General features: G+C 64.3%; 10 protein-coding genes. 6 read left to right on the plus strand and 4 right to left on the minus strand.

Annotated elements, in window-relative coordinates:
- Nucleotides 1-9: 9 nt before the first annotated feature.
- The 4 genes from M1D40_RS09080 to M1D40_RS09095 form a co-directional block, all read right to left on the minus strand.
- The gene (locus M1D40_RS09080) at nt 10-687 is read right to left on the minus strand and encodes an L-ribulose-5-phosphate 4-epimerase (protein WP_461168615.1); all 678 of its coding nucleotides are present in this window, start codon (nt 685-687) and stop codon (nt 10-12) included.
- Nucleotides 684-2,432, minus strand: a complete 1,749-nt coding sequence (gene araB / locus M1D40_RS09085) for a ribulokinase (protein ID WP_461168616.1) — start codon at nt 2,430-2,432, stop codon at nt 684-686. Before araB ends, M1D40_RS09080 begins: the two co-directional genes overlap by 4 nt.
- Before the next feature lie 148 nt (nt 2,433-2,580).
- Entirely contained in the window at nt 2,581-3,624 is a 1,044-nt protein-coding gene (locus tag M1D40_RS09090) for a LacI family DNA-binding transcriptional regulator (protein ID WP_461168617.1), read from the minus strand.
- Between the two features lie 56 nt (nt 3,625-3,680).
- Nucleotides 3,681-4,592: an aldose-1-epimerase gene (locus M1D40_RS09095; protein WP_461168618.1), complete on the minus strand. Its 912-nt coding sequence runs from the start codon at nt 4,590-4,592 to the stop codon at nt 3,681-3,683.
- A 320-nt stretch (nt 4,593-4,912) separates the two neighbouring features.
- Between M1D40_RS09095 and M1D40_RS09100 the strand changes: the two genes are divergently transcribed.
- The 6 genes from M1D40_RS09100 to arfA all read left to right on the plus strand — a co-directional run bounded on the left by M1D40_RS09100 (nt 4,913) and on the right by arfA (nt 11,843).
- Nucleotides 4,913-6,211, plus strand: a complete 1,299-nt coding sequence (locus M1D40_RS09100; RefSeq protein ID WP_461168619.1) for an ABC transporter substrate-binding protein — start codon at nt 4,913-4,915, stop codon at nt 6,209-6,211.
- Between the two features lie 103 nt (nt 6,212-6,314).
- Nucleotides 6,315-7,214: a carbohydrate ABC transporter permease gene (locus tag M1D40_RS09105; RefSeq protein ID WP_341393068.1), complete on the plus strand. Its 900-nt coding sequence runs from the start codon at nt 6,315-6,317 to the stop codon at nt 7,212-7,214.
- An 11-nt stretch (nt 7,215-7,225) separates the two neighbouring features.
- Nucleotides 7,226-8,179: a carbohydrate ABC transporter permease gene (locus M1D40_RS09110; RefSeq protein ID WP_461168620.1), complete on the plus strand. Its 954-nt coding sequence runs from the start codon at nt 7,226-7,228 to the stop codon at nt 8,177-8,179.
- A gap of 2 nt (nt 8,180-8,181) precedes the next feature.
- The gene (locus M1D40_RS09115) at nt 8,182-9,504 is read left to right on the plus strand and encodes an arabinan endo-1,5-alpha-L-arabinosidase (protein ID WP_461168621.1); all 1,323 of its coding nucleotides are present in this window, start codon (nt 8,182-8,184) and stop codon (nt 9,502-9,504) included.
- Nucleotides 9,501-10,199 (plus strand): YesL family protein, encoded by a 699-nt coding sequence (locus tag M1D40_RS09120; RefSeq protein ID WP_461168622.1) that lies wholly within the window; start codon nt 9,501-9,503, stop codon nt 10,197-10,199. The genes M1D40_RS09115 and M1D40_RS09120 overlap by 4 nt, the downstream gene beginning before the upstream one ends.
- A gap of 177 nt (nt 10,200-10,376) precedes the next feature.
- A complete protein-coding gene (gene arfA / locus M1D40_RS09125; RefSeq protein WP_461171038.1) occupies nt 10,377-11,843 on the plus strand; it encodes an arabinosylfuranosidase ArfA in 1,467 nt (488 codons plus the stop codon).
- Nucleotides 11,844-11,865 lie beyond the last annotated feature (22 nt).

Below are 11,865 nucleotides of genomic sequence, written 5' to 3' on the forward strand. Positions count from 1 at the left end.
TGCTCCGAATTACTTTTGGCCGTACACGTTCTGGTAGCGCTCGTACAGGCTGTCGATGTGCGGCTGTGCGATGGGCAGCAGGTTCCCCAGCTGGCGGCTGATGTGCACGGTGCGCGCAACTTCCTCGCAGAGGACCGCTGATTTCACTGCCGACCGGGCGTCCTTGCCGATGGTGAACACGCCGTGGTTCTGCATCAGGACGGCGGTGGAGCGGTGCCCGGAGAGCACCTCGACGATGCCGCGTCCGATGGAGTCGTCGCCGATCAGGGCGAACGGACCCACCGGGATTTCCCCGCCGAACTCGTCCGCCATCATGGTCAGGACGCAGGGGATGGCTTCTCCGCGGGCCGCCCAGGCGGTGGCGTAGGTGGAGTGCGTGTGCACAACGCCGAACACGTCCGGCATATGCCGGTACACGTAGGCGTGAGCGTCGGTGTCCGACGACGGTGCGCCGCCGCCGTCGACCGCTGTGCCGAACAGGTCGGTCAGGACCATGTTCTCCGGAGTGAGATCGTCATAGGAAACTCCGGAGGGCTTGATGATCATCAGGTCCTGCTCCGGGACGCGGGCCGAGACGTTGCCGGCGGTCCAGGCCACCAGTTCGTTGCGGGTGAGTTCGGCGTGCAGGTCGCTGACCTGGCGGCGGAGCCTGTCCACGGTGCCGAGGACGTCGGAGGTAAGGGTCACAGTGCCGGTTCCTTTGCTGCAGTTTCTTCGGGTGAACGTGTTTCCGGCGCGGCCTCCGCTGCTCCGGCGGGCAGGCCTGCCGCTGCTGCGCGCTGGATCTTCTTCAGCCGGTGCATCACTTCGTTGGCGCCGCGGCCGAAGTAGTCGTGCAGGGTGCGGTATTCCTCGTACAGGGCGTTGTAGGCGGCCACGTTTTCCGGAACGGGCTGATAAACTCCGCGCCGGACCCGGCCCATGGCGGCCGCGGCCGAACGCACATCCGGGTATGCTCCGGCCGCCACTGCTGCGTGGATCGCAGAACCCAGGGCCGGCCCCTGATCCGAGTCGATGACAGAGAGGGGCAGGTTGATGACATCGGAGTAGATCTGCATCAGCAGCGGGTTCTTCAGCAGGCCGCCGGCCACCACAAATTCGGTGACGGGAACGCCGCTGGCGTTGAAGGCCTCGATGATGGTCCGCGTGCCGAAGGCCGTGGCTTCCAGCAGTGCGCGGTACATGTCCTCGGGACGGGTGGCCAGGGTCTGGCCGACAAACACGCCCGAGAGTTCATGGTCCACCAGCACCGACCGGTTGCCGCTGTGCCAGTCCAGGGCCACCAGGCCGTGCTCGCCGATGGCCTGGGCGGAGGCCAGTTCCGTGAGGTATTCGTGGACGCCGGTGCCGGCCTCGGCCGCGGCGTCGACGTAGCGCGGCGGAACGCAGTTGTTCACGAACCAGCCGAAGATGTCACCCACGCCGCTCTGTCCGGCCTCGTAGCCCCAGAGGCCTTCCACGATGCCGCCCTGCACGGCGCCGCACATGCCGGGAACCTCGTGCAGTTCACCGGAGTTCATGACGTGGCAGGTGGAGGTTCCCATGATGGCGACCATCTGGCCGGGCTCAACGGCATTGGCGGCCGGGGCTGTTACGTGGGCGTCCACGTTGCCGACGGCAACGGCAATGCCCTGGGGAAGCCCGGTCCATGCAGCCGCACGGGCCGAGAGCGTGCCGGCGGCCGAGCCGAGCTGCCCGATGGTGTGTTCCAGTTTGTCGGTGACAAAACCGGCAAAATCGGGGTTCAGGGCGGCGAGATAGTCCGCTGAGGGGTAAGCCCCGTCCTGGTAGATGCCCTTGTAGCCGGCCGTGCAGGCATTGCGGACGTAGGAATCGGTCAGCTGCCACACAATCCAGTCCGCCGCTTCCACCCAATGGTCCATGGCGGCGTAAATTTCCGGGTCTTCCTCCAGGATCTGAAGCGCCTTGGCGAACTCCCATTCCGAGGAAATGAGTCCGCCGTAGCGTCCCAGCCAGGCTTCTCCCCGCTCGGCCGCGAGCGTGCTGATCCGGACGGCCTGCCCCTGGGCGGCGTGGTGGCGCCAAAGCTTGACATAGGCGTGGGGGCGTTCCGCGAACTCTGGAAGTTCATTCAGCGGGGTGCCGTCACCGGTGACGGGGACCATGGTGCAGGCGGTGAAGTCGGTGGCCAGACCGATGACGGCTTCCGGGTTAATGCCGGCCTCTGCCAGCGCAGCGGGCACGGCCTTGCTGAGGACTTCCACGTAATCCTGCGGAACCTGCAGAGCCCAGTCCGGGGGCAGCCGGACGCCGGTGCCGGGAACGTTGTCCGTGATGACGGCGTGCGGATACGGGTGGACGGCGGAGCCAAGCTCGGTGCCGTCGGAGACCCGCACCACCACGGCCCGTCCGGAGAGGGTGCCGTAGTCCACCCCGATGACGTACTGCTCTTCCGGATCGGTCCTGCTCATGGGTCCTCCTGTGGCGGCCGGAGGGACCGGCCGAACGAATCGTCGTTGATCTTGTTAGCGCTAACAATTAGATGTGTGCTGTGTCTCATTGTCAAGACGAGGATATTTCAGCGAAACGAAGCGCGCCCCGCCGCGCCGGTGGTGCCTCCTATTGCCCCCGGGGAGCGGTGCTGCTGCGGACCATCAGCTCCGGTGCCGGCAGATCTTCGGGCGTGCCGGCCGCAGTTCCCCCTGATTCCCCGCCCGCACCGGCGGCGGAGCCGGCAATCTGCAGCAGGAGCCGATCGATGCAGTACCTGCCCATGCTGCGGAAGTCCTGGCGGATGGTGGTCAGCGGCGGAAGGAAGTAGGCCGCTTCGGGCTGGTCATCAACACCCATGACACTGATGTCTCCGGGGACACTGATACCGCGCTCATGCAGAGCACGCATGAACCCCAGGGCCATCTGGTCGTTGGCGACAAATACGGCGCTGTGGGCGGCGGCGTCGAACTCCAGCCCGTTGCGGTAGCCGGATTCCGCACCCCAGTCACCGGTCATCGGCGGCGCAGCCGCCAACCCGCGGGCCTCAAGCTCGGCTCGCCACCCGGATGCCCTTCGCTGCGCATCGATCCATTGCTCGGGTCCGGCAAGGTGTGCGATGCTCCGGTGCCCAAGGTCGGCCAAGTGCGCCACTGCTGTCCGTGCCGCCTGCTCCTGGCTTCCTTCCGGGGCCAGTCCGCCGGCCACGACTTCCAGGGGAATGGTCAGCTGCAGGTCGCGGAACAGGTCGACGCCGGCCTGTACGGGTGCCACCACCACGATTCCATCGGGCGCCTGGTTGAGGAGATGGTTGACAGACTCCAGCATGGCGTCCGGGGATAGCTCCCGCAGGCCGGCCACGCTGACAAAGTATCCCTCCCGAAAGGCTGCCTCCTGCAGGCCCAGCAGGGTGCTCGCCGGTCCGTACTGCTCAAGTTCGGTAATGATGACGCCGATCACCTTGGAAGAGCGCGTCACCAGGGACCGGGCCGCAGCATTTCGCCGGTAGCCGAGCTCCCCGATGGCTGCAGAAACCCTTTCCCTCGTGGCCTGGCTGACGTTGGGGTGTTCATTCAAGACCCGGGAAACCGTCTGGTGGGACACGCCGGCAACGCGGGCTACGTCCTCCATGGTGGGCGGCGCGCCGGAGAGCCTGCGCTGTAACGGTGCCATGGGCTGCTTTCTGTCGATCTTCACGTGTGTCTGTGCGGGTGCCGGTGGCCGGAAGGCTAGCCGGCGCTGACAGTGTACGAAAATGTATGCTCGTCGCCGGGTTCCAGCACAATGAGGTCAGTGCCGGTATTGAAGGCATTCGGCGGGCAGGACATGGGTTCAACGGCCATGCCCAGGCGTCCGAGCTCTTCTCCGGAGTACACCTGCAGCCAGCCCGATCCCTCCGGCCCGGCCGGGGAGGAAAGTACCGACGCGTCACCCGTCGCGGGGTCGCGCAGGCTCACCTGCCATCCGCCGTCGGGCAGGCCGGTGAAGGCGTGGTCCAGGCTCATGGCGCCCAGGACGCGGGGCTGCGAGAAATCGTAGTCCGTGCCCGCCGTTTCCTTCAGCTCCAGGGGCAGCAGGCGGTCGTCGGTCATGAGTACCCGTGAGGCGGCAAAGCCCACTTCGCAGTCGTCCACCGACCGGCCGACGGTGAGGTACGGATGGCAGGAAACGCCGTAGGGCGCAGCCGTGCGGCCTGCATTGCGGGCACTGACCGTCACGGTTAGGCCTGCTTCCTCAGTGAGCGCAAACTCGGCCCGCAGCTGCAGCTGATGCGGGTAGCCCGGCTGCCCGTGCAGTGTGTGCTCCAGCACGACGGCGTGCTCCGAGCGGGACGCAACCTGCCAGTCCACCCAGACCGCCAGACCGTGGAGCGCGGTTCCCGTGGACGCTTCATTAACGGGAACCTCATACGTTTTACCCCGGAAAACATACGTGCCGGAGTCGATGCGGTTGGGCCAGGGAACAAGCGTTTTGCCCGCGTAGGCGTGCGGAACGAGATCCGGGTCGAACGGGAGCACCAGGTCGCGTCCACCGTGGCGCAGACTTTGGATTCCTGCTCCCACAGTGGCTATCCCTGCGCTGTAGGGGCCTGCCTCCAAAGTGATGATCTGTCCGTTGGGGCTAATGGCCGGCCTGTTCATATTCGGGTCCTCTCGTCGGCTGTGCTGATGCAGTAGCTGTCCCGGGGTCAGCGGCCCTGCCTGCGGAGCACCCGCCGGCCCTGCCAAAGAGCTGTTTGCCCAGTTTACCTGTTAGCGCTAACACAACCACGCAATTTCCAATACCGGAAATGCCCGAGTGATGCCTTGACGGCGGAGCAATCGCGTGGAATATTGCTCTTGCAACGTTGTAAACGTGGTTTGGCTCACATTCTTCAGGCGGCAGCGGCCGCACCCCAGGCACCATTCACCGGAACGACTACGTGATAATGAGGTCACGTTCACTGACTGCAGGCGCGGCAATGGTCGCAGCCGCAGCCCTTTTACTCAGCGGATGCTCCGAATCTTCGGGCGCTGATTCAGACGAGAAAAAACTGACGTTCATGTTCCGCGGGGGACCGGACGAGAAGACGGCGTACGACGCCGCCGTAGCCCGCTTCGAGGAAGCCAACGGCGTTGACGTCGAAATGATCGTCACTACGGCCGACGAGTACAACACGAAGCTGAAAGCTGCCATTGCAGGCAAGCAGATTCCTGACGTCTTTTACGTTGCCCCGGGCGACGTCCAGTCCTACGTCGGCAACGGCATCATCAAGGACATCACCGCCGATGTTGAAGGCGTGGAATCGATCGATCTGGACAATATCTGGGACTTCGGCATCGACAGCTACCGCTACGACGGCAAGCTCATGGGACAGGGCCCCATCTATGCACTGCCCAAGGACATCGGCCCGTTCTCCTTTGGCTACAACAAGACGATGTTCGAGGAAGCCGGCATTCCGCTTCCCGATGCGGACAAGCCGTACTCGCTGGCCGAATTCGTGGACGTAGCCAAGCAGCTGACCAAGGACACAGACGGCGACGGCGCGCTGGACCAGTGGGGGACCGGGCTAAACGTCTCCTGGAACGTCCAGGCGTTTGCCTGGTCCAACGGTGCGGACTTCCTTAACGAGGACCGCACCAAGGTCACGGTGGACACTCCGGAGTTCGCCGAAGCCCTGCAGTGGTTTGCGGATCTGCAGAACGTGCACGGAGTAACTCCCTCTGCCAGCGAGGCCCAGACCCTCGACACCTACCAGCGCTGGATGCAGGGTGAAATCGCCTTCTTCCCCGTGGCGCCCTGGGACCTGTCGACGTACGAGAAGCTGCCGTTCGATTACGACGTTATTCCCTATCCGGCAGGATCCACCGGGGAGGCCGCCTCGTGGATCGGCACCCTGGGAATTGCCGTCGCGGAAAGCAGTGACTTCCCGGAGGAGGCAGTCAAGCTGGCCCAGTACCTCTCCACCGACGTGGAAGCGCAGCAAACCCTCGTGGACGCAGGGGTGCAGATCCCCAATCTCAAGGACATGGCCGAAACCTGGGCTGCGGACTCAACCACCAAGCCGGCGAACAAGCAGGAATTCCTGGACATTGTGAACGACTACGGCCGTCCGCTGCCGGGCGGCTTCACCTACAACGGCGAGTGGTACGACGAATTCTTTACCAACATCCAGCCGGTCCTGGACGGCGATCAGACGGCAGCGGACTATCTGAAGGAAGCCCAGCCCAAGATGCAGCAGTTCCTGGATTCAGCGAATCAGCAGGCCGGTATCGGCTAGCACTTCCAGACCGCAGGTGCCGCGGCCCTTACCCGGCCGCGGCACCTGCCCCACCACGGCCAGGTGCCGTGGGATCGATCAGCACAATCAAAGAGGATTACTGATGTCCCAGACTATGCGCCGGTCAACGCTGCACCGGGGGGAGCACCGGGCCGCCCTGGCCTTTGTTGCCATTCCCGTCCTCGGCTTCCTGCTCTTCACGCTTTATCCGCTCGGATACTCGATATATGCATCTTTTACCGACTGGAACGGTTTATCCGCACCGAAATTCAGCGGCCTGAAAAACTACGTCACGATGTTCAACGACCCGTACTTCCTCAAATCCCTGTGGAACACGGTCTTCATGATGATCGCCATTCCGATCGGGCTGGTGGTGTCGCTGGCCCTGGCACTGGCAATGAACCGGAAAATGCGGGGAACCACATTCTTCCGGACCGTGTACTACCTGCCGGTCATTTCCTCCATTGCAGCCGTTGCCATTCTGTGGCAGTGGGCCTTCAACGGAGACTTCGGACTTATCAACCAGGTTCTGGCGCTGGTGGGCATCGACGGCCCCAACTGGCTGCAAAACGCCGACACGGTCAAGCCCGCCCTGATGCTCATGGCTGTGTGGAAGGGCCTGGGCTACTCAATGCTCCTCTACCTGGCGGCGCTGCAGTCGGTTCCGCGCCACCTGTACGAAGCAGCTGCCCTGGACGGAGCCAACGCCTGGAAGCAGTTCCTGCACATCACGCTGCCCATGGTCAGCCCGGTGACGTTCTTCCTGCTCGTAACCAGCATTATCGGCGGCTCGCAGATCTTCGTCGAAGTGAACATCATGACTCCCACCGGCGGCCCGGAATTCTCCTCTGCAACCATCGTTTGGTACATCTGGCAGAAGGCCTTCGACAACCTGCAAATGGGATACGCCTCCGCCATGTCCGTGGTGCTGGGCCTGCTGGTCTTCGTCGTTACTTTCCTGCAGTTCCGCCTTAACCGCCGCAACCAGTTCTCCATCGATTGAGGGCGACCACTATGTCATCGTCACATCTGCTCACTCCACCGCTCAATCCCGCCGATCCCATCCCGGGAGCCCCGGATAAACCGGGCACCGGCCGTCGGGCGGCCCGCGAGCGCCGCGGCGGTCCCGGCCCCGGCCGCCGCTTCTCGCCCGGCAACCTCATTGTCGGAATCTTCCTCTCGCTGGGCGCCGTCATCATGGTCGCCCCGCTGGCCTGGACCTTCTCCACCTCCCTCAAAACCCGGGACAATGTGTTTGCCCTTCCGCCGCAGTGGATCCCCGATCCGGTGCAGTGGGAAAACTACATCCGCGTCTGGACAGCCGGTCCGCTGCTGAGCGGCATCCAGAACAGCCTGATCGTGGCGTGTTCGGTCACCATTGTCGGAACCGTGTTTTCGGGCCTGGCTGCCTTCGCCTTCGCGAAGATGCGCATGCCGTTCAAGAACGTCATCTTTCTGTTCCTCCTCGCAGCCCTCATGGTGCCGTTCCCCACCCTGATGATTCCGCAGTTCACGATGTTTGCCGGGCTCGGCTGGGTGGACACGCTCCTGCCGCTGATTGTGCCGTTTGTCTTCGGCAATATCGTGATGATCTTCTTCCTCCGGCAGTACCTGAACAACGTCCCGGACTCCATCGTCGAAGCCGCGCGGCTTGACGGCGCGTCCTTCTTCCAGATTTTCATCCGGCTCATTCTGCCCATCATCAAGCCGGCCGTGGCGGCACAGTTCATCCTGTGGTTCATGGCCGTCTGGAATGACTATCTGGCGCCCATCATTTACCTGAACTCTCCCGACATCCAGACGCTGCAGCTCGTCATTGCCAGCTTCAACGCCCAGTACGCCATCCAGACCGATTACCCGCTGATTATGGCCGCCTCATTTATCGCCCTGCTTCCGGTACTCGTGGTGTTCCTCATTTTCCAGCGGCAGATCATCGAGTCGATCGCACTGACCGGGTCAAAGGGCTGACCGTGGCGACCGGCCACATACAGCCCGGCGGGGCCCTTGAAAGCCAGGGGCTCAGGCACGCCCACGACCCGACCGTGGTGCGCAGCGATGACGGCACATACTGGATGTTCTCCACCGACGCCCTGGCCAATTCCGCCGATGTTCCGGCAGGCGTCCACGTCCGCCGCTCGCAGGACCTCGTGACCTGGGAGTACGCCGGCACGGCGCTCGACGGCGTACCAGGGCCCGCAGCACAGTGGACGGGAGCCGCAGGACTCTGGGCCCCCGACGTCGTTCGCTGGACGGACGGCAGCTGGCGCATGTACTACTCCGCCTCCACTTTCGGCTCCCGGACCTCGGCGATTGGCCTGGCCGTGGCCGCCCACCCCGGCGGCCCGTGGACGGACCGGGGGCTGGTGCTGAAAACCACCCAGGGCGAATCGGGCCACAACGCCATCGACGCCGCCGTCAGCTTTGACCGCAGCGGTGATCCGTGGCTGGCCTACGGCTCCTTCTTTGACGGTATCTACACGCTGAAGCTTGATCCCCGGACAGGTTTGGCAGCCGAGGACGGTCCCGGCACACTCCTGGCCCGGCGCCCGCCCTCGGTGGACGGCGCGGTGGAAGGCGCCTTCATCCTGTACCGGCCGCAGGAGGACCGCTACGTGCTGTTCCTTTCCTACGACTCGCTGTTCGGCACCTACAACATCCGGACCGCCGTGGCAGCGGAGATCACCGGCCCCTACCGCGACTGGAACGGGCACCTCCTCACCGAAGCAGAGCCGGAGCCCGGGGCCGCGGGAACCAAGATCCTGGGCAGTTATGGATTCCCCGGCGGCACGCGGTGGCTGGCCCCCGGGCACAACTCCGTATTCATTGACACGGGGCTCACTGACACTCCATTCTCCGCGGCCGGGCAGGAGGAGGACGAATACTTCATGGTGCATCACGTGCGTTTCGCCGAAGATCCGTCCCAGCACACGGCCCACCTGCGGCGGCTGTACTTCACGGCAGGCGGGTGGCCGGTGGCCTCGCCGCAGCCCTTTGCCGGCCGGGAAACAGAGCGGCTGCCCGATCCGTCGGGCGTTGACGGCTCCTGGTTGGTGGCGCAAATGGATCCGCTGAGCACCGAACCGGTCTCCGCCCGCAGAATGACCCTGGCGTCACCGGAGCTGCGGGCCAGCGACGGAACACCTTCGACGGCACGGGTGCTGGTCAACGGAACGGAAATCGACGCTGTGGTGTTTGCAGGACAGGACTGGGCCGGCGGACGCATTTCCCTGTGCTTCAGCGGTATCGACGCGGGCGGAACCGCCTGGTTCGGTACCAGGGAAGGAGAGTTATGACCACGTCATTGGGCTGGGCCGAGCGTTTGATGCAATGGCTCGCCTTCGGCGTGCGCCTGGTCCTGATCAATGTGCTGTTCCTCGCAGGGACGATTGCCGGGCTGGGAGTCCTTGGCCTGTTTCCGGCAGCTGCCGCGGCTTCCGCACTGCTGGCCCGGCTGCGGGCCGGAACGGCAGAGGACCGGCTGGTCCGGGACTTTGTCGCCGTCTACCGCAGGCAGTTTGCGCACATGAACCGGGTGGGGAGCATCTTCTGGGCCGCTGCAGTACTGGCGGTGCTGAATATCCTGTCATTCAGTACCCCCGGAATCAGCCCGCTGTCCGGACCGTCCCCGGCCGGAGCGGTCCTGTTCTCGCTGTTCGCCGCGGTGTGCCTGATCGCACTTGCAGCGGCTTTCACCGCCGTATCGATCTGTGTCCGCTACCGCGACACGGTGCTCCGCACATGGCGCCTGGCGCTGGTCCTGCCCATTGCCTCGCCTGTTGCAGGCCTGGGAGTCCTTCTCACCCTGGCCGCCGCGGGGTCGGTATTCACCGCTGTTCCGGTGCTCATTCCGCTGGCCGGCGCATCCCTGCCCCTGCTGCTGACCGGATGGCTGCTGGACCGCCGTCTGGGCGAGCTGGCTGTAGTTCCCGCGCCGGCCCCGGCCCCCGCCCCGGATATGAAGGGCTCGCACGCCGCCTCCGCTGCCTGAGTCCAAGCATCCCTGATATCTCCACCGCCCCTCAGACCCCATTGTTACTCAGACCCCATTGTTACAACGTTGTATAGAAAAGGAAGATCCATGACCGCCACCAGCACTGCCGCAATTGAAACCGCAGCTGCGCCAACAACCATCCCCGCCACCGCCGTCATCTCGCGTGCGGCAGCGGTGGCACCCATTGACCGGCGGATCTTCGGTTCCTTTGTGGAACACCTGGGCCGCTGCGTCTATGACGGCATCTACGAACCCGGGCATCCCACGGCGAACGAGGACGGCTTCCGGCTGGACGTCGTTGAACTCGTTAAGGAACTCGGCTCAACCACCATCAGGTACCCCGGAGGAAACTTCGTCTCCGGATACCGCTGGGAAGACGGTGTGGGACCGCGGGAGCAGCGGCCCGTGCGCCGGGATCTCGCCTGGCACGCTATTGAAACCAACCAGGTGGGCCTGAACGAATTCGCCCGGTGGTGCAAACTGACCAACTCGGAACTGATGATGGCGGTCAATCTGGGCACCCGCGGAATCGAGGAAGCGCTGGACCTGCTGGAATATGCAAACCACCCGTCGGGAACAGCCCTGAGCGAGAAGCGGATCGCCGACGGAACGCCGGAACCGCACAACATCCGTATGTGGTGCCTCGGGAACGAGATGGACGGGCCCTGGCAGATAGGGCACATGTCCGCGGAGAATTATGGCCGGCTGGCCGCACGCACAGCGTCGGCCATGAAGACAGCCGACAGCAGCCTGGAGCTGGTGGCCTGCGGCTCATCGGGATCCGCCATGCCCACCTTCGGCGAGTGGGAACGGGTTGTGCTGGAGCACAGCTACGAGCACGTGGACTACATCTCATGCCACGCCTACTACCAGGAGCGCAACGGCGACCTCGGTTCCTACCTTGCCTCCTCCCTGGACATGCAGTACTTCATCGAAACGGTGGTGGCCACCGCCGACCACGTCAAACACAAGCTCCGCAGCAGCAAGACGCTGAAACTCTCCTTTGACGAGTGGAATATCTGGTACCTGGACGAACACCGTGCATCGGATGAGGTCAATGACGAGTGGCGGGTGGCACCGCGGCAGCTGGAGGACGTCTATTCCGTGGCAGACGCCGTCGTGTTCGGAAACCTCCTGATGACGCTGCTGAAGAACCACGACCGCGTGGGGTCGGCGTCGCTTGCACAGCTGGTAAACGTCATCGCTCCGATCATGACCGAACCCGGCGGGGACGCCTGGCGGCAGACTACCTTCTTCCCGTTTTCGGTGACCTCCCGGCTGGCCCGCGGCGAGGTGCTGCTGCCGCGGGTGTCCTGCGGCACCTACTCCACGGCCGTGTACGGCGAGGCTCCGCTGGTGGACGTTGTTGCCACCACCGACAGCGCAACCGGTGCCTCCGCCGTTTTTCTGGTGAACCGCAGTCAGACCGAGACGCTGGAGGTGTCAATCGATGTCAGTGACCTGGATGCAACCGTGGTGACCGAAGCCCATACGCTTCACGACGAGGACGTATATGCCAAAAACACCCGTACGGACCAGGGACGCGTGGGACTGAAGGAGCTTCAGGAAGTATCGCTGCAGGACGGTGTGCTAACGGTCCGGCTGGCTCCGGTGTCATGGTCCGCGCTCGCCCTGGCCTGAGCGCGGCGCCGGGCACCGGCGG

The organism is Arthrobacter sp. Z1-15, assembly GCF_054792395.1.